The 22,898-nt window shown below is 40.2% G+C and carries 18 protein-coding genes; 3 read left to right on the top strand and 15 right to left on the bottom strand.

Annotation, left to right across the window (positions count from 1 at the left end; translation table 11 throughout):
* Positions 1 to 152: 152 nt before the first annotated feature.
* Complete coding sequence (locus ACRWP9_RS16360) at positions 153 to 2,558, top strand: PilZ domain-containing protein (RefSeq protein ID WP_434926877.1); 2,406 nt, start codon at positions 153 to 155, stop codon at positions 2,556 to 2,558.
* A 30-nt stretch (positions 2,559 to 2,588) separates the two neighbouring features.
* On the opposite strand, the gene ACRWP9_RS16365 is transcribed toward ACRWP9_RS16360, so the two are convergent.
* Both ACRWP9_RS16365 and serB read right to left on the bottom strand, forming a co-directional pair.
* Positions 2,589 to 3,545: an alpha/beta fold hydrolase gene (locus ACRWP9_RS16365; RefSeq protein WP_434929105.1), complete on the bottom strand. Its 957-nt coding sequence runs from the start codon at positions 3,543 to 3,545 to the stop codon at positions 2,589 to 2,591.
* A gap of 85 nt (positions 3,546 to 3,630) precedes the next feature.
* Entirely contained in the window at positions 3,631 to 4,680 is a 1,050-nt protein-coding gene (serB, locus tag ACRWP9_RS16370; protein ID WP_434926878.1) for a phosphoserine phosphatase SerB, read from the bottom strand.
* Between the two features lie 140 nt (positions 4,681 to 4,820).
* Between serB and ACRWP9_RS16375 the strand changes: the two genes are divergently transcribed.
* Positions 4,821 to 5,471 carry a YtjB family periplasmic protein gene (locus tag ACRWP9_RS16375; RefSeq protein WP_226413946.1) on the top strand — a complete coding sequence of 217 codons (651 nt, stop codon included), beginning with the start codon at positions 4,821 to 4,823 and terminating at the stop codon, positions 5,469 to 5,471.
* A 70-nt stretch (positions 5,472 to 5,541) separates the two neighbouring features.
* Here the strand turns inward: ACRWP9_RS16375 and deoD are convergent, their stop codons facing one another.
* The 10 genes from deoD to pnp form a co-directional block, all read right to left on the bottom strand.
* Positions 5,542 to 6,252 (bottom strand): purine-nucleoside phosphorylase, encoded by a 711-nt coding sequence (gene deoD, locus ACRWP9_RS16380; protein ID WP_188840584.1) that lies wholly within the window; start codon positions 6,250 to 6,252, stop codon positions 5,542 to 5,544.
* A 102-nt stretch (positions 6,253 to 6,354) separates the two neighbouring features.
* Positions 6,355 to 7,572 (bottom strand): phosphopentomutase, encoded by a 1,218-nt coding sequence (locus ACRWP9_RS16385; protein WP_434926879.1) that lies wholly within the window; start codon positions 7,570 to 7,572, stop codon positions 6,355 to 6,357.
* 11 nt (positions 7,573 to 7,583) lie between these two features.
* Complete coding sequence (deoA, locus tag ACRWP9_RS16390; protein ID WP_434926880.1) at positions 7,584 to 8,915, bottom strand: thymidine phosphorylase; 1,332 nt, start codon at positions 8,913 to 8,915, stop codon at positions 7,584 to 7,586.
* 118 nt (positions 8,916 to 9,033) lie between these two features.
* Positions 9,034 to 9,807: a deoxyribose-phosphate aldolase gene (gene deoC / locus ACRWP9_RS16395; protein ID WP_434926881.1), complete on the bottom strand. Its 774-nt coding sequence runs from the start codon at positions 9,805 to 9,807 to the stop codon at positions 9,034 to 9,036.
* A 395-nt stretch (positions 9,808 to 10,202) separates the two neighbouring features.
* Entirely contained in the window at positions 10,203 to 11,039 is an 837-nt protein-coding gene (locus tag ACRWP9_RS16400) for an outer membrane protein OmpK (protein ID WP_434926882.1), read from the bottom strand.
* Positions 11,040 to 11,399: 360 nt separating this feature from the next.
* On the bottom strand, positions 11,400 to 12,674 hold the full coding sequence (locus ACRWP9_RS16405) for a NupC/NupG family nucleoside CNT transporter (protein WP_434926883.1): 1,275 nt from the start codon (positions 12,672 to 12,674) through the stop codon (positions 11,400 to 11,402).
* A 182-nt stretch (positions 12,675 to 12,856) separates the two neighbouring features.
* Entirely contained in the window at positions 12,857 to 13,618 is a 762-nt protein-coding gene (locus ACRWP9_RS16410; RefSeq protein WP_434929107.1) for a TatD family hydrolase, read from the bottom strand.
* Between the two features lie 94 nt (positions 13,619 to 13,712).
* Positions 13,713 to 15,296, bottom strand: a complete 1,584-nt coding sequence (gene prfC, locus ACRWP9_RS16415) for a peptide chain release factor 3 (RefSeq protein WP_434926884.1) — start codon at positions 15,294 to 15,296, stop codon at positions 13,713 to 13,715.
* Positions 15,297 to 15,373: 77 nt separating this feature from the next.
* Positions 15,374 to 16,276 (bottom strand): lipoprotein NlpI, encoded by a 903-nt coding sequence (nlpI, locus tag ACRWP9_RS16420; protein WP_434926885.1) that lies wholly within the window; start codon positions 16,274 to 16,276, stop codon positions 15,374 to 15,376.
* A 158-nt stretch (positions 16,277 to 16,434) separates the two neighbouring features.
* Positions 16,435 to 18,531 (bottom strand): polyribonucleotide nucleotidyltransferase, encoded by a 2,097-nt coding sequence (gene pnp, locus ACRWP9_RS16425; RefSeq protein WP_434926886.1) that lies wholly within the window; start codon positions 18,529 to 18,531, stop codon positions 16,435 to 16,437.
* A gap of 412 nt (positions 18,532 to 18,943) precedes the next feature.
* Between pnp and ACRWP9_RS16430 the strand changes: the two genes are divergently transcribed.
* Entirely contained in the window at positions 18,944 to 20,980 is a 2,037-nt protein-coding gene (locus ACRWP9_RS16430) for a putative bifunctional diguanylate cyclase/phosphodiesterase (RefSeq protein ID WP_434926887.1), read from the top strand.
* Between the two features lie 83 nt (positions 20,981 to 21,063).
* On the opposite strand, the gene rpsO is transcribed toward ACRWP9_RS16430, so the two are convergent.
* The 3 genes from rpsO to rbfA all read right to left on the bottom strand — a co-directional run bounded on the left by rpsO (position 21,064) and on the right by rbfA (position 22,856).
* The gene (gene rpsO, locus ACRWP9_RS16435) at positions 21,064 to 21,333 is read right to left on the bottom strand and encodes a 30S ribosomal protein S15 (RefSeq protein ID WP_235088586.1); all 270 of its coding nucleotides are present in this window, start codon (positions 21,331 to 21,333) and stop codon (positions 21,064 to 21,066) included.
* Positions 21,334 to 21,471: 138 nt separating this feature from the next.
* Complete coding sequence (gene truB, locus ACRWP9_RS16440) at positions 21,472 to 22,434, bottom strand: tRNA pseudouridine(55) synthase TruB (RefSeq protein ID WP_434926888.1); 963 nt, start codon at positions 22,432 to 22,434, stop codon at positions 21,472 to 21,474.
* Positions 22,434 to 22,856 (bottom strand): 30S ribosome-binding factor RbfA, encoded by a 423-nt coding sequence (gene rbfA / locus ACRWP9_RS16445; RefSeq protein ID WP_226413920.1) that lies wholly within the window; start codon positions 22,854 to 22,856, stop codon positions 22,434 to 22,436. The genes truB and rbfA overlap by 1 nt, the downstream gene beginning before the upstream one ends.
* Between the last annotated feature and the right edge of the window lie 42 nt (positions 22,857 to 22,898).

Below are 22,898 nucleotides of genomic sequence, written 5' to 3' on the forward strand. Positions count from 1 at the left end.
TCATAGACACTAATTGTTCTGTAAACTTTATCATTTATCTCAAATAGGGTTAAGATTAACTTCAGACCCATACTATTGATAAAGCAATGTCTTTTCATGCCGATAAGATTAACAGCCAGACTCACAATAAGCATTAAAAACGATAATTGAACATGAGCCTAGACAACCACAGCGCACTTATAGAACAATTAAAGCCCTTATTAATGGAACCTGATTTTCAGGAACTGTTCGAAAGCCTTACGGCTGATGAATCAAATTCTACCCGCTTTTTACTTAAAATGGAGCTAAACCGCATATCAGCCCTGTGTACTCGCGTAATAGACTTACGTGATAAAACCGAACTGGCCTGTGAAGAAGTTTTCATTGGTAACCAACGACACTTTTTAGATGCGCCCTCAAAAGAAGCCCTTGAAGAAGCGTTACCTATTTATCGAAACAAATACACCTTAGGTGTGTATGAAAAAGTCATTAAAGCTCACCAAAAACGTAAACAGCTTAAACAAGAAGGCAGCACTAATGAACCGAGCCTAAATGCCTCACCGTTTATGGTACCAGGTATTGTTTTAGGCAGTTATTTTAATCGTAGTGAAGAGCGAATGAACTACAGCATTAAAATTGCTGTGTCACAATCTGGATCCGCTGAAGTATTAGGGGCTACCCTAGACTTATCCGTTGGCGGCGCCAGAATAAAACTCCCATTAAAACATAACTTTCAACCTGAGAGACCACTTAGGGTAAAGTTGCTTGAACTTAATGAAGAGTTTTACTTTGAAGACTTACAGCAAGGTGTTGATTACGCTATTGTTGATATCCAAAATAAAGATGACAACGCCATATTTCGCCTAAAACGAATTGGTAGCAGTGAAGAACTAGATAAGGTTATTGCTCAATTAATTAATAGTTATAAATTTCGCTACAAAGTCGATGTCAACGATGTCATTGTTAATGCTACAGGTTTAGGGTTCGAGCGTCATTACTTACCCTTACAGCCTCATTTACCTGTCTACATTTCGATTAAAGAAGGTAAGCCTCATATCACCCATGCCCTGCTTGGCCGCGGTAATCAGCCATTACTGCATTTTTTTCAAAATGAGGATGATATTAACCAGCTGCCAGGGATGTTAACTAATAACCGCATAGTGCATTTATTAAAGTCACCGGATATTACTGAACATCAACTGATGTTTTGTTTTACACATATAGCCAACGAAAAAGTGCACTTTTATTCAGCGACATTATTTGAACTGCAACAAAGCGAACACTTGGGATTATTCTTAGGTTTTGGTTCAAAAAAGTCTAGTTGGCGGGTCTATAAATTAGTTAGCCAAAAAGTGGATCATAAACTGAATTATAAAACCTCTACACTTCCGGGCGATGATGCACAATATTCAGCATTAACAGAACAACAGTTGGCCAGTTTTAGTCATATTATTCAAGTTTGTGATATCACAAACTCAAGTGTAAATAGCCAATATCAAGCTTGGTTCAATAACCAAGATGTAAACCAACTAAAAACCTTTGCGCAACGTAAAATAAATGTGAATAGCATTAAAAGAATATCAATGCCATTTACAGAGCGGCGCCATGAATCAAGATTCGCTTTTAAAACATTAGTTAACATCAAACAAGGTAATAAAATTGCTTCTGGAATAACCCATGATATTTCTAGCCGAGGCTTGCAAGTAACCTTAGCGGAAGCATTCGATTTTAACTCACCAGCATCTGTTAGTCTTAGCTTGCCTAGCTTACAGGCCAAAGCAATTCAGATTGACTTGAGCGCATTACCATACCAACTTATTAGAACGCGCTCAAAAGGCAGCATACTTCATTTAAGTGCATTAATTGGTCACTCACCACATATCGGCGTTGAATTTTTAAATAAACTGATCAATCACAACAAAGCAAAGTTAACTAAACTGTCCGATAAAGATGGTGAACAAAAAGAGCTGGCTGATGGTATGAAAAATTTGATGATGCGTGAGCTAGTTAGCGTGCCATATTTTATTGAAAAACAGAGTAAATCATTCTCCCTTTCAGCCATCGGCATTGGCACCAAAGTAGATGAGATAAGCCATTTATTCTCTCAAGATACAGATCAAATAATGCAATACAACCTGACACCGCTCATGGCAGATGGGGTACTAAAAAGTCAAATTATAGATCCAATTAAAACAATGAAAGCCGCTGATGATATGCGCTTTTTTGAAGTATTCATTCAAATAACTAGACACGCTCGTGGCACAATCAATCTAAATTGCAAAGTTGCGACAGAAATCAGTGTCGTAGATCAACAATCTTTTATAGAACAAAGCCAACGTTTAGGTAGATTTATGGCGTTAAGGGTATATTTGGGGGCAGCAGATAAACCAGATATGACCTATATTCGTCGTGAATTAGAATATATTACTATCCATGCAAATCATAAAGCCAAGCAGCTTGAAGAACAGCTCTGGAAAGTTATTGGTATTGGCGAATTTCTAGACATCACGACAGAAGTAAAATTACGTTTCCCTAAACTGAGTACAGTGCAAAACAACAAGAACTTAGCCGCATCTTAATGGATCATAATAAAATAAGCTTTAGCATCGTCAGTCACTCAGCTCAAGATACCACTTTTTAATCTGCATAAAGTGGTCATCGTTGGCTTGTTTGTGAGTCAACATATCCGCATGGCCATAATCATTTAGGTAGCCATTTTTTTTAGCAAGCAAGGTATATTTTGCTTGCTGCAAACCGCACTCTGCCATCATATCTTGCACATCCGACGGGTTACCCAATACAGTGTCATTTTCTCCGGCAATAAACCACGTACTAGGCCAGTTTGCACTTTTTGCAGCAAGTGCGTAATTAAACTGGTCATCATGGTCTATCCACTCTCCCCTAACCCAATCAATACTCTGGTGTAGTGATTGATGGCTTTCATTATCCATACCAAATCGATAACGGTTAGCATCGAAAAAGCCTTGCCTAGATACACAAAAAGGGGCGAACCGGTTCCAGAAAAGATCTACCATTATCCATTTTCGTAATGACTTAATTTTGATGGTGCGTTTACTACCAAAAGTTAACAGTGAGGCGACACTCGTCTGTAAATCCACAAACCGAGCCAAACTACTTGCCATTAACACTCCCCCCCAGGAATGTGCGCTCCAATGTACTTTTGATGTCATAGGATGACGTTTTAAAATAAATGATTGCACCAAAGGTAACTGCTCTCTAATAACCTCCCCTTGGCCTAATTCATATTGCTTATCAATCAAGGGAGTACTTTTCCCTCTTCCTGCGGTATCTAGCACATAAACATCAAACCCTTGCTGCGCCATAAAACAGCCTAAACCACGCCCTGAGTCACTATAAAAGACTCGACCGTTAGACATAGCACCATGCAGCATTAAAATAGGTGTAAGACGCTTATGCGAAGTTTGAGCTGGAATATAACGTAGATGTAATTGCCCCTGTCGATAGGGAATAAACAAAGACTGTTGAGTGGGTGATATCAAAATGGCAGCTATTGGTATTGAGTGAGTAAGCCCATACTTAACCATAACTGCCATCAATATCAACTAAAATAGAGCAAACATCCTAAATAATACAACTGCGCTGTTTTGAGTAACAACAGCAGCGTAATGCTTATGAGGCTTGTAAACAAAAAACCAAAGCACGTAAATCTAATTTATTTACCGCTAAATTGGCCGCATTGATTAACTTAGGCTTACCATGGAACGCAATTCCTAAGTCAGCGGCTTGGATCATCGGGATATCATTAGCACCGTCACCGATAGCCACTACTTGTCCTGTTTCAATTTGCCACTTTTGAGCACACTTACCAATAACAGTCGCCTTATATTGCGCATCGACTACATCACCCGATACATGACCAGTCAGTTTGCCATCCTCAATAATCAGTTCATTAGCAAAGGCTGCATCTAACTTTAACAGATACATTAAATGATTCACAAATGGCATAAATCCACCAGAGGCGACAACCACTTTCCATTGGTTAGCTTGTAACTCTGCTAAAGAGGCGGTTAAGCCGGGCATCAATGGTAAATTTTTGCATAGTGTATCAATGATAGTTGCATCTGCATTAGCAAGTTTGCTTACTCGTAATCGTAAGCTTTGTTCAAAATCTAATTCACCTCGCATCGCACTAGCGGTGACTTCGGCCACTTCATCACCCACTCCAGCTAACACAGCTAGTTCATCAATACACTCTATCTGAATCGCCGTTGAATCCATATCCATCACTAGCAATCCGCGCTGTTTCAGCAAAGGTAATGGCGCAGTGATCAATAATAATTCAGCCGCTAAACTATGCTGAGTCACACTAATATCAAAAGCCGACATCATTTCAGTAAAAGACTTACTGGCTGAAATTTCTATACCGATAAGATCATTTTCGCGTTCAAGTACGCTAAAATACGCAGGAAACGGCAGTTCAGCAAGCCATGCATCAATGTGTGATTGAGCCGATGATTCAAATATCACTCTAACACGTTCATGACTTAAAGAAGCGATATCACTATGATACTGCGCCTCTTCATAGCGTTGGCATAATAGGTCATTGTGCCAATACTCAGTGGTAGTTGATGTTAATAACCAAGATAGAATACTGACACCTCTGTTACTTGGGGTACTCTTATTAAGTGCATTGGCGGATGCTAGACTTCTGCGGTGCATGGATCAGACCTCTTTGATTACAACTATCTACTGATGAGTTTTTAGATTAATATAATTTCCACACCACCAAGCCATCAAAAATATGGCAATCAGGCGCCTACTAAGCGTTTCATTAAATAGAAAAATGACTGAGGATTAAAGTGATTTTTGTTAACGGTCTCAAGAAAAGACAAAAAATTAGCAGGATCATTCAGGTTATTGTTGCCATAGGCTTAGTATTAGGCCTAATCAATCTTTGGCAAAGCAGCTTGAAAAACGGTCAAAAACTGTTGAGTTCACAGACTCAACTTATGGCGAGAACCCTTGCGCAACAGGCGGCAAACGGTGCAGCTCCGGCTATGTTTTTACAAAATGATGAACAACTACGATGGCTGACATCGACTTTAGCGTCAGACCCTAAAGTAATGTCGGTTAATATTTATAACTCTCAAGGAGTCAGACTCGCTTTTGCCCAATCAGTGACTACCGATGATTTAGCACCTGATTCAGAAGCATTACGTCAACTATTAGCCAATTATCCACCATTAATTGAAAATGTGATGCAACAAGACAATAACCTTGGCTATGTGGAAGTAAGATTAGACCTGAGCAAATTTTTTGATGAAATTAAATATTTGCATCAAGAGAATATGGAACTATTGAAGTGGATGCTACTTGTGGCCAGTTTTATTGGTTTCTTGTTATCACGCGCATTATCGTTTAAGCGCGCTGACTTTGATCGTCGAAAAACACGTATTAAACAATTTAAAAAACATCTCGCCTCTAAAGATGAGCCGGAAGATAAAAGTTAATAAAATGATGTAAATATAAAATAAAAAATGGGCGCTTAATGCGCCCATTTTTATTGGTTTGCTATTAAAACTAAAGTGTTAATGCAGCATCCAAAGTCATCACTATCATGTCATTGAAAGTCGTTTGACGTTCATCAGAAGTGGTTTTCTCACCAGTACGGATGTGGTCTGATACAGTGACAACACATAGTGCCTTAGCACCTAATTCATGGGCAACACCATATAAACCAGCGGCTTCCATTTCGACACCTAATACACCCATTCTTTCCATAACATCGAACATTTCAGGATCGGGTGTATAGAACAAGTCAGCAGAGAAAACGTTGCCCACTTGAATTTTAGTGCCGTGTGCTTTGGCAGAATCAACTACAGCGCTTAGTAAGCTGTAGTCCGCAATTGCTGCAAAATCTTGGTTTTTGAAACGTAAACGGTTAGCTTGTGAATCAGTACATGCACCCATACCAATAATCACATCACGTACTTTTACATCCGTGCTAATAGCACCACATGTCCCAACACGGATTAAGTTTTTAACACCGTATTCTTTAATCAGCTCATGTGCATAGATAGAACAAGATGGAATACCCATTCCTGAACCCATTACAGAAATACGCTTACCTTTATAAGTACCCGTAAAACCAAGCATGTTACGTACATCGGTTACTTGCTCAACATTTTCTAAAAATGTCTCTGCAATGTATTTTGCACGTAATGGATCGCCTGGGAAAAGCACTGTCTCAGCAAATGCACCTTCAACAGCATTAATATGTGGTGTAGCCATGTTATAACCCCTATGTTTCTATTTTATTTTGTATTGCTTAATCTTGTTGATAGTTTAGCAAAGCTATTAAGTTTTATATAGAACCGTCGTTCGAAAATGTGACTAATCTATAAAAGATTGGCCATAATCCATAGGTTCTAGCTTAAAATAGCTTGCAATCGACTGACCAATATCAGCAAAAGACTGACGACGACCTAATGAACCAGCGGCTAAACCTGCACCATAAGCTAATACAGGTACACGCTCACGAGTATGCTCAGTACCAACCCAAGTAGGATCGCAACCATGATCTGCGGTAAATACCACTAAATCATCTGGCTGTAAAATCGCAAATAATTCAGGTAAACGGGTATCGAAATATTCTAATGCTTTAGCATAACCTGCTGTATCACGACGGTGGCCATAATGAGAGTCAAAATCGACAAAGTTGGTAAACACTATGGTGTTATCGCCAGCACGTTTAATTTGCGTTAGCGTTTCATCAAATAGCTCTTCAAGACCTGTCGCTTTAAACTGCTGAGTAATACCACTATGGGCATAAATATCAGCAATTTTACCAATACTGACCACTTCACCACCGGCGTCTTTAAGCTTATCTAATACGGTTGGCGCTGGTGGTAATACGGCATAATCATGGCGGTTACCGGTACGAGCAAAATCAGCTGCACCAGTCCCAACAAATGGGCGTGCAATAACACGTCCAATATTATACGGCTCTAACTCTTCACGGGTAATTTTACACAGCTTGTAGAGGTTTTCTAAACCGAAGCTTTCTTCATGACACGCAATTTGAAAAACAGAGTCTGCTGACGTGTAGAAAATAGGCATGCCCGTTTTCATGTGCTCTTCGCCTAACTCTTCAAGAATGGTAGTGCCCGAAGCATGGCAATTACCTAAGAACCCTTCTAGACCAGCACGTTTTAGAATTTTGTCGGTTAACTCTTTTGGGAATGAATTAGTTAAATCGCTAAAGTATCCCCACTCATACAAAACAGGTACACCTGCCATTTCCCAGTGACCACTGGGCGTGTCCTTACCTGAACTTAACTCATCGGCATGGCCATAGGCACCAATCACTTCAACATCAGCGTTAAAGCCATCAGCAAACTTACCCGTGCTTTCAAAGCCTGCATGGCCTAGGCCTAATTTAGCCAAGTTAGGTAAAACTAGTGGTCCTTTGCGGCCTATATCTGCTTTACCTTCTGCACAGGCTTGAGCAATATGACCAAAAGTATCAGACCCAACATCACCAAACTTATCAGCATCTGTTGCAGCACCAAGACCAAATGAATCTAACATTAAGATAAAAGTACGTTTCATTGTGTTTTCCTTTATAAATCTGAAGCGCGAATATAGCGATAAATTTCAGGCGTCTTTTCTGGCGCACTATCGCCAATCACGATGGCCTGTTGAATTGCTGCCGCAGCTTCTGAAAATGCCTCTTCAGATTGCGCATGGATCATCGCTAACGGAACATCTTTGTTAACGGCTTGACCTAATGCACAAACTTGAGTTAATCCGACACTGTAATCAAGCGCATCGCCAGGCTTACGACGACCGCCGCCTAAAGTAACAACCGCTAAGCCAAGCTCTCTAGTATCCATTTTGTAAGCAAAACCACTAGTATTGGCATACACAGGACGAATAATTTTGGCATGGGGTAAATACTTATCATACGCCTCAACAAAGTCAGTTGGCCCACCTAAACCAGCAATCATTTTAGCAAAGGCTTCAGCTGCTTTACCATTATCTAATACAGTATTTAGTTTAATACGCGCTTCAACTTCATTTTGTGCAATACCGCCCAAAATCAGCATTTCAGCACATAAGCCCATAGTCACCGCATACAAACGTGGGTTGCGGTATTGGCCAGTTAAGAACTGTATTGCTTCACGTACTTCAACAGCATTACCTGCACACGAAGCTAAGACTTGATTCATATCAGTTAATAATGCAGTGGTCTTAGTGCCCGCACCATTTGCAACAGCGGTAATACTGCGAGCTAGCTCTTCAGATGCTTCGTAAGTTGGCATAAATGCGCCACTACCCACTTTGACATCCATAGCCAGTGCATCGAGTCCTGCGGCCAATTTTTTAGATAAAATTGATGCAGTGATCAGCGAAATAGACTCAACAGTAGCTGTGTTATCACGGATGGAATAAAAACGTTTATCGGCGGGTACTAAATCACCCGTCTGGCCAATAATCGCTACGCCAGCATCTTTAACTACTTTGCGGAACAATTCGCTAGATGGCTCAGTTTGGTAACCAGGAATCGCATCAAACTTGTCTAATGTCCCACCGGTATGGCCTAAACCACGCCCGGAAATCATGGGCACATAACCGCCGCAAGCTGCCGCCATTGGACCAAGCATTAAACTAATAACATCACCAACACCGCCACTGCTGTGCTTGTCAATAATAGGACCATTTAATTTTAATGAATCCCAATTTAACACTGTGCCTGAATCACGCATTGCAATCGTTAATGCAATACGCTCGTCCATATTCATATCTTTAAAGTAAACTGCCATGCCAAAGGCGGCAATCTGGCCTTCTGATACCGTATTAGTTGTTATACCGTTAACAAAGAATTGAATTTCTGCGGTGGAAAGGACTTCACCATTACGTTTTTTGCGGATAATTTCTTGTGCGAGGAACATAATATAGCCTCCATCTAGGCAATCCACAGGCTGCTAGATTTGGATCGCCAAAAATATCTATAGCTATAGGTTTATTAACACTAAAGGCAATAAACCTTAGCTATAACATTGATTTAAATTAGTAACCTTGAGTCGGTGCTGGTGCGTCAGCAAGCTCTAAAGTATGTAATAAGCTCGTCAACAGGCTTGATGCACCAAAACGGAAAGTACTTGGGCTGATCCAGTCTTCACCTAAAATACGGGCCGCAACAGCTAAAAACTCTGCTGTTTTAGCTGCATCTTTTACGCCACCGGCGGGCTTAAACCCAATTTTACGGTTCTTTTCGCTGATCACGGTTAGCATAATTTCAGCCGCTTCTAGCGTGGCATTAACCGGCACTTTACCGGTAGAGGTTTTAATAAAGTCAGCACCTGCATCAATTGATAGCTCTGATGCTTTGCGAATTAATGCGGGATCTTTAAGCTCACCCGATTCAATAATGACTTTAAGAATAGCATCATCACCACAGGCTTCTTTACAGGCTTTAACTAGCTCAAAACCGACGGTTTCATCCCCTGCCATTAATGCGCGATATGGAAATACCACATCGACTTCATCAGCACCGTAAGCAACTGCTGCGCGAGTTTCTAATACTGCAATTGCAATATCATCGTTACCATGTGGGAAGTTAGTCACTGTCGCGATTTTAATGTCTTCACAATCAAGATCATTCAAGGTTTTACGTGCAATAGGAATAAAGCGAGGATAAATACAAATTGCAGCGGTATTACCTGCAGCAGTTTTGGCCTTATGACATAAGTCGATAACTTTTTGATCAGTATCATCATCATTTAACGTGGTTAAATCCATTAATGAGATACCAAGTTGCGCAGCTTTTTTTAAATCAGTCATGTTTGTTCTCCATAAAGAAAAATCAGTAGATAATTTTTGTCAGGGCAACAAAGTAAAGTGGCATATGATCATAGCTAACTAGAATATAGCTAAACAGATTACAGCTTATATGATTACAGCTATGGCCGAGTCTTCACGTGTTGCCAGTAAACTAATATGATTTACTAACCTAAGTATTCAATCTGATAACGAGTACCACGACTTGAATCCTTGAAGACCGGAAAAGGCAAAATAAATTAATGACTTATTTTATCATTTTCCGCGAAAAATCCATTTTAGCGCGTTGTGCTTAATGCTTAATTAACGGCATTTTTAATAATGCATTTAATTAAGTATTAACTTTTAAAAACTATAGAGGAGCCACAATTTTTGTGGCTCCAATGTCTTACAAAGTATTAGAACTTGTAAGTAGCTGTTAGGTAGTGACCCCAACCAGTTGTATCTAAGCCAACAATACCTGCGCCGTCTTCAAGAAGGTATACATCTTTGTAACCTTTAAGACCATAGCCTAAAGCATAGTTGTCTGAATGCCAGTGAATACCGAAATATGCAGCACCACCGCTAGAGCTCATAGGAACAAACTCATTACCATACTCGTCATCAGCACCAAATTGATAATCAACATAACCTTGGAAAGCTATGAAGCTTTTGTTATCAAAGAATTTGAAAGGCTTGAACCAGTTAGCAGAGAACTGGTAACCATTCCAATCTTTACCGTTCATGTCATAGTGTGCGTATAAGTTCATGCCAGTTTTACCTAACCATGGAACCATAACATCAGCACCGATACCCCAGAAAGATGCGTTTACATCTTCACCGACAACTCCACCACCCCAGTTAAATAGAGTAGAGAAGTAGACCTCTTGAACTGGACCAAAAGAAAGGTCTTTACCAGTAATAGCATCTAGTGAGAAACGTGGATTGAACTTCATGAACATTTTGCTAGCGCCTGAACCAGTCGCTTTATCACCTGAGTCACCAGTCGCTAAGTTGAAAACATCAACATAACCGTATAGGTCAACAACGCCAGCACGGCCGCCGAATTCCATTTCTAGATAATCGTGACCACTTTCGCCAGTGCTTGGTAGCTCATCAAAAGAGTACATAGCATTGAACTGCATCCAGCTGTAATCGCCAGAACGAATATCTTCACCACGGTCAGCAGCTAGTGCAGGTGCAGCCATTGCTGCCATAGTTGTTGCTGCTAAAGCTAAAGTTTTAAAGTTTTTCATCATCAACCCCATTTATCATAATTTGCCGCCTTCTAGGACAGCTTTTGTTTTAAGCTTTCGTATTTTACCGCTATTGTTGTAAATCACAATATTTAACCGGTATAAAAACGAATACTAAATTCTTTTTTGTGAACAATGTCGCGACTTACTCACAACATCACACTAACAGTTACTTTTGTGTCGCATTCGAAAATGAATGATTTTGCGGTGTTAATATGAAAATATGCACCTGTCACTCATTACCACTTCGCTATCTGGAAACCGGTGGATTAACGCCAATCATTATGATTATGTAATCTTAAATACAGGGCTTTACTCACTAAAGTAGGTAAAGCCCTTGTAGTAAAAGAATATCTTTTACTACAGTGCTAGGAATAAACCAGCAAGAGTTGCACTCATTAAGTTAGCCAATGATGCAGCGATAACCGCACGTACGCCTAACTTAGCTAAGTCATGGCGACGAGTAGGAGCCATAGCACCTAAACCACCTAGCAGAATCGCAATTGACGATAGGTTAGCAAAACCACACAGTGCGAAAGAAATAATCGCTTTAGTACGGTCTGTCATTGCTTGACCTGTAGCTTCAACCAAGATGCCACCATCAGCAATATCTTTAAGATAAGGAGCAAAGTTCAAGTAAGCCACAAATTCGTTAACAACGATTTTTTGACCAATGAACGAACCAGCAACCATAGCCTCAGACCAAGGCACACCGATAAGGAATGCTAACGGCATAAAGATGTAACCAAGGATCAGTTCTAGTGATAAACCTTCGAAACCGAACCAGCCACCGATACCACCAAGCATGCCGTTAACCATTGCAATTAGACCAACGAAGGCTAAAAGCATTGCACCAACGTTAAGTGCTAAGTGCATACCTGAAGCGGCACCTGATGCAGCTGCATCAATAACGTTTGCTGGCTTATCAGTATCTTCTGGTAAGTCAGTCATGTCATTATTAGTTGCTTCAGTTTCTGGGTGCATTAGTTTAGCCATCATTAAGCCACCAGGAGCCGCCATAAATGATGCTGCTACTAAGTACTCAATTTTCACGCCCATACCAGCATAACCAGCAAGTACCGCACCAGCGATAGAGGCTAAGCCGCCTACCATGATTGCGAATAACTCAGAGTTAGTCATTGTTGGAATGAAAGGACGTACAACTAAAGGCGCTTCAGTTTGACCAACAAAGATGTTTGCTGTAGCAGACATAGACTCTGTGCGGCTTGTACCAAGTGCTTTTTGTAATCCACCACCGATGAACTTAATTACTATCTGCATAATGCCTAGATAGTAAAGAACAGCGATTAAAGAAGAGAAAAAGATAATAACAGGTAATACGCGAACGGCGAATACGAAGCCTACGCCATTACCAAACATAGCGTCAGTACCTAAACCGCCAAATAGAAAGTTGATACCTGCTTGAGAATAACCAATTACATCAGCAACGGCAGTTGAAACACCACCTAATACTTGTTGACCAATTGGCACATATAATACGAAACCTGCAAAAAACGCTTGAATTAATAAAGCGCCACCTACGGTACGTACGTTAATAGCTTTTTTATTTGTAGATAGTAAGAAACCTATCACAAGTAGGGTGACCACCCCTACTAGACTCATAACTATATCCATTAAACATCACCCTTTTTAATTGTTAACACTTCTTATTAATGTTGTTAACTCACCTTATTTCCAAGACAGATTATAACCGAGCAATTGAGGAAAAGCGTCGTTTTGATCAAACTTTTAAAGTTTAGTTTCAGATATTTACGCAAGACAATTGTAGTAAACAGGCCTCGTTTCAAAAAAAGTAACTAAAGCTCAAATAGTTGCAAAGAATTTCTATTAAGCTGTTCTAATATAGGAACAGTTGAAATTTGACGCAAAAAAGCTATTTTTTTAATAATCAGCGGTAAAATGAGCGGTGTATTGCGTTTATCAAGCTGATTTTCGGGTGACATACTCGGTGAATCAGTCTCAATGACAAATAATTCTAAAGATAATTCTGCTACTACTTTATGCAGTTTTTTTGCCCTAGGGTTTAATATCAAGCCACCAATGCCTAATTTAAAACCTAATTTTTGGTACTGTTTTGCGACCTCAACGCTGCCATAAAAACCGTGTATAACGCCACCTTTTGTCAACGCAGCTTTTGTTAACAACTCAATTAACAAAGCATGGCATTTTACCGCATGCAGAATTACGGGAAGTTGGTACTTTTTTGCTAGCTGTAATTGCTGTTCACACAACGCTTGTTGTTGCTCAAATTCTGGACGTAATTTATCTAAGCCACACTCACCAATAGCAACAAATAATGGGTTAGTTTGATTTAGATAAATTTGATGCTCTAGCTCTTCAAGAGCGGTATCAATATTCTCAGGAAGATACCAGGGATGGATCCCTAGTGAGAAATAACATTGATATTGCTGAGCAACAGCCAGTTGCTTAAACCACAGTTCAGGACTCACGCCCGGTATAAGTATTTTAGTTATATTTTTGTTTCGCATGTGGTTGAATAATTCATCACGGTCATGATCAAATACTTCAAAATCAAGATGTGCGTGGGTATCAAATATAGGTAAGGACATAGAATCGACTCTAAAAACATGCAATAAAAAAGGCAGTCACTACTGCCTTTTTAACATTAACTATAGCCTAGCCTAAAATAGATTAGTTTTCGCGTGTCTTCGCAAACTCTACTTCAGGATAGCGTTCCATTGATAAATTAAGGTTAACCCTTGTCGGCGCAATATAAGTTAAATTATCACCACCATCTAACGCAAGGTTTGGACTACATTTACGGCGGAACTCTTCAAGCTTTCGCTCATCTTTACAGTAAACCCAACGTGCTGTAGAAACACTAATACCTTCATAAATAGCTTCAACGTTATATTCACTCTTTAAACGTCCTACAACCACTTCAAACTGTAGCACACCAACCGCACCAACAATTAAGTCATTCGAGTCTATTGGTCTAAAGACTTGCACTGCACCCTCTTCAGAAAGCTGCACCAAACCTTTTAAAAGCTGCTTTTGTTTTAATGGGTCTTTTAAACGAATACGACGGAACATTTCCGGTGCAAAGTTAGGAATACCGGTAAATTTAAATTTTTCACCTTGGGTAAAAGTATCACCTATTTGAATCGTGCCATGATTATGCAAACCAATAATATCACCTGGGTAGGCTTCTTCAACTTGCTCGCGATCACCAGCAACAAAGGTTAATGCATCTGAAATCCGCACATCTTTGCCAATACGAACATGGTGCATTTTCATGCCCTTTTCATATTTACCTGACACTACGCGCATAAAAGCAACTCTGTCGCGATGCTTTGGATCCATATTAGCCTGAATTTTAAAGATAAAACCGCTAAAATTTTCATCTTTCGCGGTAATTTCACGCACTTCAGTATTGCGTGACTGAGGCTTTGGTGCCCACTCAAGCAAACCATCAAGCATATGATCGACGCCAAAATTACCTAGCGCAGTACCAAAGTATACTGGCGATAACTTGCCTTTTAAAAATGCATCTAAATCAAACTCATGTGATGCTCCGACAACTAACTCAAGCTCATCACGTAATTGATCTGCTAACTCACTACCAATGGCCTCATCAAGCTCTGGGTTATCAATCCCTTTTACAATACGCACTTCTTGGATCATGTGACCAAGGCCTGATTTATATAAAATAGCCTCTTGACGATGAATATGGTAAACACCTTTAAATGACTTACCACAACCAATTGGCCAAGTAATAGGCGCACAGGCAATTTTTAACTCTTCTTCCACTTCATCCATCACTTCCATAGGATCGCGAATATCACGGTCGCATTTATTCATGAAAGTGATAATGGGAGTATCGCGCAAGCGAGTGACTTCCATTAGCTTACGAGTACGATCCTCTACACCTTTAGCGGCATCGATAACCATAAGACAAGAGTCAACAGCGGTTAAGGTACGATAAGTATCTTCAGAGAAGTCTTCATGACCTGGTGTATCAAGTAAATTGACTAAGCATTCTCTATAGGGGAACTGCATTACAGAGGTAGTGATAGAAATACCACGTTCTTGCTCCATCTCCATCCAGTCCGACTTAGCATGCTGCTTAGAGCCTCGGCCTTTAACCGTGCCCGCGACTTGAATTGCTTGACCGAATAACAATACTTTTTCAGTAATTGTTGTCTTACCCGCATCCGGGTGGGAAATGATGGCGAAGGTTCGACGTTTGTCGACCTCAACATTTATGCCTGACATGGTAACCTTTGCACTTGATACTAAAAAAGGCGCAAATTATAGCGCCTATCAGTAAGCTTGGCTAGGCAAAGCGCCTTTTAGGACTGAGGAGGCTGTTCGAGGATGTGTTTTATTTTAGCTAACTCGATACGCGCGTATCTATGTTCAACAAAATCATAAATATTAGTTGCTAGGGTGAGACGGTAATAATTTGCCGCTTCTTGGTACAGTCCTAACTCTTCTGCCCGTTTACCTAAATAAAAGTACGCTTCGCATAAACGCTCTGCATATTCTTTAGGTTGATTTAAACCCACTTTAGCGGCAGCAAATAATTGTTTCTTGGTTAATTTGCCTAAGTAGTAGTCGACTAATACACTTGACCAAGCTTTATCTTCAAGTTGCCCGCGCTGAGTACCTAACGCAACTAGTGCAGCCTTCGCATCAATTTGTGATGACATGAGGTATAGCCATAAAGAGCGATAACCATCATTTGGATCACGTTGATAGAAAGTCATCATATCTTTTACTGCAAGCTCGTAGCGTTCACCATAGAATAATGCGATACCGCGATTAAGGTATGCATAGTCGTATTCTGGGGCGAGTTCTAATACGCCATCAAAAGCCTCATATGCACTTTCAAATTCACCTTCTTGGGTATAGTAAATACCTAAGAAGTTATAGGCATCAGCTAAATTTGGTTGTAGCTTAAGTGCCTGGTGGAAATCAATACGTCCGAGTAGGCGTAATCCAACACTGTCGTAAATAACACCGCGATCATAATGAAAACGTGCACGCTGATCGTTGGTCAGTTCCATACTAGCCAAAATTTCATTCAACTTGGCCAAAGTCACTTCTAATTTATAATCTGGCATAACTGGGGCGACAATAATTTGCCCTATCGCAACATCCCCATTTGAACCCGAAGTAGCAGCACAACCGGTAAGCAACAAGCTAACACCTGCCACCATGGCGACAAACGAGGTGCGTAATTTAAATTCCATCTACTTTACCTTTAATCAGGTTCATTAATAATCAGCATGATAACAACCTAGCGGGGTTAGTGCTATTTGCTATTTGATTTAATTGTCAAAAAACTAAAAAAAGGAGACCAATTGGCCTCCCTTTCATCACACTCAATTTTTACACTTAAAATAGTCGCTTATTCAGCAGCTTCTTTAGTTTGTGCTTCTTTAATTGATAAACGTACGCGACCTTGACGATCCACTTCCATCACCTTAACAGCAACTTCTTGGTTCATTTCTAAGTGATCTGATACATTTGCTACGCGCTCATCACTGATTTGCGAAATATGCACTAAGCCATCTTTACCAGGAAGAATGTTAATAAATGCACCGAAATCAACGATACGAATCACTTTACCATTATAAATACGACCAACTTCAACTTCAGCGGTAATTTCTTCTATACGACGAATAGCTTCTTTAGTTGCCTCGCCATTATTAGAAGCAATCTTGACTGTACCGTTGTCATCTAACTCGATAGTTGTACCCGTTTCTTCAGTCAGTGCACGAATAGTTGCACCACCTTTACCGATAACATCACGGATTTTTTCAGGATTGATCTTGATAGTCGTGATACGTGGAGCATGATCAGAGATATCATCACGATGAGAACCAATTGCTTGATCCATTACGTTAAGAATATGAACACGTGCACCGTATGCTTGTTGCAGTGCAATATCCATGATCTCTTTAGTGATACCTTCAATCTTGATATCCATCTGCAATGCAGTAATACCATCACGAGTACCAGCCACTTTAAAGTCCATGTCACCTAAGTGATCTTCATCACCTAAAATGTCAGAAAGTACAACAAAATCGTCGCCTTCTTTAACTAGACCCATCGCAATACCAGCAACAGATGCTTTGATTGGTACACCAGCATCCATTAATGCTAATGACGTACCACATACTGAAGCCATAGAGCTTGAACCATTAGATTCAGTAATTTCAGATACTACGCGAACGCTGTACGGAAATTCTTCAGCTGAAGGCATAACAGCCTTCATACCGCGCCATGCTAATTTACCATGACCGATTTCGCGACGCTTAGGTGAACCAACCATACCAGTTTCACCAACACAGTACGGAGGGAAGTTATAGTGCAGCATAAAACGATTAGTACGTTCGCCCATGATGCTATCAATTTTCTGTGCGTCACGCTCTGTACCTAAAGTACATGTCACTAACGCCTGAGTTTCACCACGGGTAAACAGTGAGCTACCATGAGTACGTGGAAGAACACCTGCTAATACACTTAATGCGCGGATCATGTCAGGTTCACGACCATCGATACGTGGCTTGCCACTGATAATACGGCCGCGAACGACTTTCTTTTCAAGGCTGGCAAGTAGATTATCTACTTCCCGTAAATCAACATCGCTATTTTGAGCTGTTAATGCAGCTTTAGCCGCTGATTTAACTACGCCAACTTGTGCATAGCGATCTTGCTTAACTTCAATTTGATAAGCTTCTGTCAAACCCGCTTCAGCAAGTTCTTTGATTTTTGCAACTAAATCTTGATCTTGAACTGGTGCAGTCCAATCCCATGTTGGCTTGCCTGCTTCAGCTTTAAATTCGCTAATCGCATTGACAACCACTTGTTGTTGATCGTGACCATAAGTCACGGCACCTAGCATAATTTCTTCAGCAAGCGATTTCGCTTCTGACTCAACCATTAACACAGCGCTTTGCGTACCCGCTACAACCAAATTAAGGTCGCTAGTCGCTAGCTGATCAACACTTGGATTAAGCACATATTCACCGTTGATATAACCAACGCGAGCAGCACCTAAAGGACCACTAAATGGAATACCAGAAATAGCTAATGCTGCGGAAGTACCAATCATTGATACAATGTCTGGCTCAATCTGTGGGTCAACAGAAACCACAGTAATGATAACTTGAACTTCGTTTTTAAAACCGTTAGGGAATAAAGGACGAATTGGACGGTCGATAAGACGGGCAATCAGAGTTTCATCTTCTGACGGACGACCTTCACGCTTGAAGAAACCACCAGGGATTTTACCCGCAGCATAGGTTTTTTCTTGATAGTTAACAGTTAGTGGGAAAAAATCGCGGCTTAAATCAGCAACTTTTTTACCGACGACAGTAACTAACACTGTGGTATCGCCCATGCTTGCTAAAACAGCAGCATCAGCTTGACGTGCAATAACACCCGTTTCTAAGGTGACTGTATGTTGACCATACTCAAAACTCTTTACAATTGGATTCACGTGACCCATTCCTTAATTAATGACCTTTAAATTACCTGCGCAAGTATACTTCAAATAGAATCAATAGTTAAATAGACACTTCTTATCTAGGTATAAAAATTTACTCTTCATTCTAAAATACTTCCCTATTTACTGATAAATAAAGTACTTCAAACTTGGTAAATCATTTCATTATTTTTGCTAGCGTAAACTTAAATCACCGGTGTTAGACGCTAATCGCATAAATATGAGTGACAAGTAGCACTAATTTTACTACAGTTACTTTAGGGTAATAGATAGATTCTATTTAATGAATCAATTTGTTATCAATCACATAAAACGAATTTTTTGTCACAGAACTATTAAAATAATAGACAAAAACTAATAATAAAGACGAATAACATTACTGGTCTTATAAGACACGGAATTAATGATGACCTCAAGATTTAAATCACTGACTTGGAAACAAACTAATCTTGTCGTATTTACGGCGTTGTTTTTTGCAATCGCTGTATTTGTAGTTGAAATAGCCCTAGTTGTTGTTACGACTAAACAACAACTATCCAGCTCGCAGCAAGAACTGCTTAACTCTGTAGAGCAAACAACCACGAATGCCATCTGGGCATTAGATGATAAATTAGCTCAGCAAACCTTAGAGGGTATTATTAAAGTTGATAATGTGGGCTCTGCGGTGCTTGAGCTTGATGATGGGTCACTTTTTGTCAGTGTGGTGAATGAAGGTGAAGACTTTTCAGAAAATTACATTTTATTGAGTAACCGTTTATTTGGCGACCTAAAGGAAATATCACGCCCCTTATACCGCCCCTTCTATTTTGAAGGCAGTAAAAAGCAACAGCTAATTGGTAGTTTAACGATATTTTATGACACTCAAAAGTTAACGACGCATCTGTTTGACCAACTTCAGCTCAGCTTTATTGCAACATTGGCCCGTGCATTATTACTCACCTTGGTACTTACCGTCGTTTTCCATCGATTCTTAACTCAACCTATCGCGAGAATAAGTGAAGCCATAGATAAAATAGACCCTGATTCACCCGGTGAAAACTTATTACCAATTTCTAAAGCCCATAAGGATGATGAGTTAGGGTTAGTGGCCAGTAAATTTAATCAAATTTTACTGCAATTTAGCCAAACTCAAAATAAGCTTCGTAAAATGGCCACCCGAGATCCACTCACAGGATTACCCAATCGAACTTTATTACTAGAAACACTCAATGTAACTATTCAACGTTCGCGTGTGCACAAACGCAACTTTGCACTGCTTTTTATCGATTTAGACCGCTTTAAAAATGTTAATGATTCGCTAGGCCATGCATTAGGTGATCAATTTCTAGCACGTATCGCCCGTATTCTGGAACGCGTTGTTGGTGATAAGGGTAGCGTTGCTCGTCTAGGTGGGGATGAATTTGTCGTATTAGCCGATGATATCCAAAGCCCAGATCAGGCGGCAGACTTTGTTGATAAACTGCTGATACAGCTTAACGCTCCGCTGCAGTTAAATGAACACACCATCCACCCAGCGGCCTCGATCGGCATTTCCATTTACCCTGATGATGGTGAGAGTGCAGAGGATTTAATACGCCATGCTGATATCGCCATGTACAGTGCTAAAGCGGCAGGTTCGAATCAATGGGCGTTTTTTAAAGAACAAATGACCGAGCGGGCAGCGGTAAGACTTCGTACCGAAGCCTCTTTGCACGATGCACTTAAAAACAATGAGTTCCTACTTCATTTTCAACCTAAATTCGACATTAACACAAATAAGGTTATTGGTTGTGAAGCATTAATTCGTTGGCAAAAAGATGGCAGACTCATCAGCCCAATGTCTTTCATCCCTGTAGCTGAAGAGACTGGTATTATTATTCCAATAGGTAGATGGGTCATTGAACAAAGCTGTAAAATACTCAGAGATTGGCAGAAAAAATACAATTATGCCGTTCCTATTGCCGTTAACGTCGCATCCCAGCAATTTGCCGACTCAAGTTTGGTGCCTGATATCAAACAACTTGCTTTACGCTATCAAATCCGTCCAGACTTACTTGAAATAGAAATCACCGAAACATCATTGATGAATGATATAGAACAGGCAATAGCAAAACTGGAACAACTCAAATCCGCTGGTTTTGGTATTGCAGTTGACGATTTTGGTACTGGATACTCTTCGTTATCTTATTTACGCCATTTGCCTATAACCACGATGAAGATAGATCGCGCTTTTGTAAGCGACCTTCCGGTTGATAGTGCAATAGCATCAACTATTTTGATGCTAGGGCGCCAACTAAATTTATCAATTGTTGCTGAAGGAATTGAAAATGAGGAGCAACTTGACTGGCTTAGAGAAAATAACTGTCCTATTGGGCAAGGTTTTTTCTTCAGCAAGCCATTACCATTAGAAGAGTTCGAACAAAAGTATATTGCCTCTGAAAGCGCTAAAATATTACAACTTTAGAAATCATCAAATTTAAGACAATAAAAAAGGAGGCTAAGCCTCCTTTTTACGGTTTTGACTTACTAAAGTAAGCCAAAGTCGTATTAACGACGTAAACCTAACTTCTGGATCATAGCAGTATAACGAGCTACGTCAGTGCGCTTTAAATAAGCAGAAAGCTTACGGCGAGCACTTACCATACGTAACAAGCCACGACGTGAGTGGTGGTCGTGAATATGCGTTTTAAAGTGACCTTGAAGGTGGTTAATTTGAGCAGTTAATAAAGCAACCTGTACTTCAGTAGAACCAGAATCGTTTTCGCAACGACCGAAGTCTGCTAGAATTTTTGCTTTAGTTTCAGCACTTAGTGACATGTGTATCTCCAAAATATAATAAATAATCTTTAGCCGATCACTAACTCAGCTAAAGGAAGCGCGACATTCTACCGAGAATTAATGACTAGAGCAATATAAATAATTAGTTTGCCCAATTTAAGCAATAATAAACTTGCATCAACTTATAGTATTATCTGATTCAGCTTCGCGAATAACAATGAGACGCTTAGGTGCGAGTAAACCATCATCATTCATAGACCCCACGCCGACAAATTTATGCTCTTCACCAATGGTGATGCGCACTAATTCGTCGGGTTTTAATCCCGATGCCTGTATTGCTTGGCCCTGCATAACATAATACAACATATCTTGCGGTAAATTTATTTCTGCGAAATTAGCTACCGCAGTATCCATAGGCAGTAATAGTGAATCTAACGCTTCAAAAGGAGAAATATCTTGCTCAGTCGCAGAGTCAATCATCGCCGCTAACTGTTCTAAGGTTACCATCTTATCGTAAGGATAATTGGCAACTTGTGTGCGACGCAACATAATAACATGCGCACCACAGCCTAGCATTTCACCAAGATCATCAATAATAGTGCGAATGTAAGTGCCTTTGGAACAGTGAATATCAAGTGTTAGCTCGTCACCTTCTAGTCCCAAAAAGTTCAATTCAAAAACCGTAATCGGTCTTGCTTCACGTGGGACTTCAATACCCTCTCGAGCATATTTATAAAGCGGCTTACCTTGATGCTTTAATGCAGAATACATTGAAGGCACTTGCATAGTATCACCACGAAAATGCGCTAATGCTTGTTGCAGTTGATCTTCAGTAAAATTAATGTCTCGCTCTTGAACCACTTCGCCATCTGAGTCACTGGTATCTGTTCGCTGCCCTAGCTTAGCAATCACTGTATAGCGTTTATCAGCATCTAGAAGATGTTGAGAAAACTTGGTAGCTTCGCCTAAACACACAGGTAGCATACCCGTTGCTAGAGGATCTAGCGCACCGGTATGTCCAGCTTTGTTGGCATTAAAAAAACGTTTTACTCGCTGAAGTGCATGATTAGAGCTAATGCCCGTGCCTTTATCGAGTAAAACGATGCCATCAATAAAACGACCTTTTTGACGACGCGCCATTAATCTTTCTCCTGGGTATCGTCTTGGTCAATCTCATCAACACGACCACTGTCTTGCTGCTTTTGCTTGTCTTTAGTGATGACCTGGCTAACTAGGTTAGACATGCGCATACCTTCGACTAATGAACTATCGTACATAAAACGCAGCTCAGGCATAACCCTAAGTTTCATGCGCCCTGCAATTAATGTACGGATATAAGGTGCAGCAGCGGTTAACGCCGCAATTTTTTCTTCAACTAACTTAATGTCTTCTTCGAAGAAAGTCACAAATACCCGGGCGTAACTTAAATCACGTGAAACTTCAACGTCATTAACTGTAACAAAACCGATACGAGGATCTTTCATATCACGTTGCAGCACCATAGCCAGCTCTTGTTGAAGCTGCTGAGCGATGCGACGAGTACGACTAAATTCTTTTGCCATGACTATTAACCCACTTAAGCCATTAAATCAAAAAGGGCGGCT

Source organism: Shewanella sp. HL-SH2 (assembly GCF_051164935.1).
Lineage (GTDB): Bacteria > Pseudomonadota > Gammaproteobacteria > Enterobacterales > Shewanellaceae > Shewanella > Shewanella glacialimarina.

What these genes read in the sequence shown, in the direction of transcription:
- ACRWP9_RS16430 (WP_434926887.1), top strand. Translation starts at nt 18,944, where the DNA reads ATGACCTCAAGATTTAAATCACTGACTTGGAAACAAACTAATCTTGTC.
- ACRWP9_RS16400 (WP_434926882.1), bottom strand. Translation starts at nt 11,039, where the DNA reads ATGAAAAACTTTAAAACTTTAGCTTTAGCAGCAACAACTATGGCAGCA.
- ACRWP9_RS16360 (WP_434926877.1), top strand. Translation starts at nt 153, where the DNA reads ATGAGCCTAGACAACCACAGCGCACTTATAGAACAATTAAAGCCCTTA.
- deoC (WP_434926881.1), bottom strand. Translation starts at nt 9,807, where the DNA reads ATGACTGATTTAAAAAAAGCTGCGCAACTTGGTATCTCATTAATGGAT.
- prfC (WP_434926884.1), bottom strand. Translation starts at nt 15,296, where the DNA reads ATGTCAGGCATAAATGTTGAGGTCGACAAACGTCGAACCTTCGCCATC.
- serB (WP_434926878.1), bottom strand. Translation starts at nt 4,680, where the DNA reads ATGCACCGCAGAAGTCTAGCATCCGCCAATGCACTTAATAAGAGTACC.
- ACRWP9_RS16365 (WP_434929105.1), bottom strand. Translation starts at nt 3,545, where the DNA reads ATGGTTAAGTATGGGCTTACTCACTCAATACCAATAGCTGCCATTTTG.
- ACRWP9_RS16385 (WP_434926879.1), bottom strand. Translation starts at nt 7,572, where the DNA reads ATGAAACGTACTTTTATCTTAATGTTAGATTCATTTGGTCTTGGTGCT.
- ACRWP9_RS16405 (WP_434926883.1), bottom strand. Translation starts at nt 12,674, where the DNA reads ATGGATATAGTTATGAGTCTAGTAGGGGTGGTCACCCTACTTGTGATA.
- rbfA (WP_226413920.1), bottom strand. Translation starts at nt 22,856, where the DNA reads ATGGCAAAAGAATTTAGTCGTACTCGTCGCATCGCTCAGCAGCTTCAA.
- deoD (WP_188840584.1), bottom strand. Translation starts at nt 6,252, where the DNA reads ATGGCTACACCACATATTAATGCTGTTGAAGGTGCATTTGCTGAGACA.
- deoA (WP_434926880.1), bottom strand. Translation starts at nt 8,915, where the DNA reads ATGTTCCTCGCACAAGAAATTATCCGCAAAAAACGTAATGGTGAAGTC.
- truB (WP_434926888.1), bottom strand. Translation starts at nt 22,434, where the DNA reads ATGGCGCGTCGTCAAAAAGGTCGTTTTATTGATGGCATCGTTTTACTC.
- nlpI (WP_434926885.1), bottom strand. Translation starts at nt 16,276, where the DNA reads ATGGAATTTAAATTACGCACCTCGTTTGTCGCCATGGTGGCAGGTGTT.
- rpsO (WP_235088586.1), bottom strand. Translation starts at nt 21,333, where the DNA reads ATGTCACTAAGTGCTGAAACTAAAGCAAAAATTCTAGCAGACTTCGGT.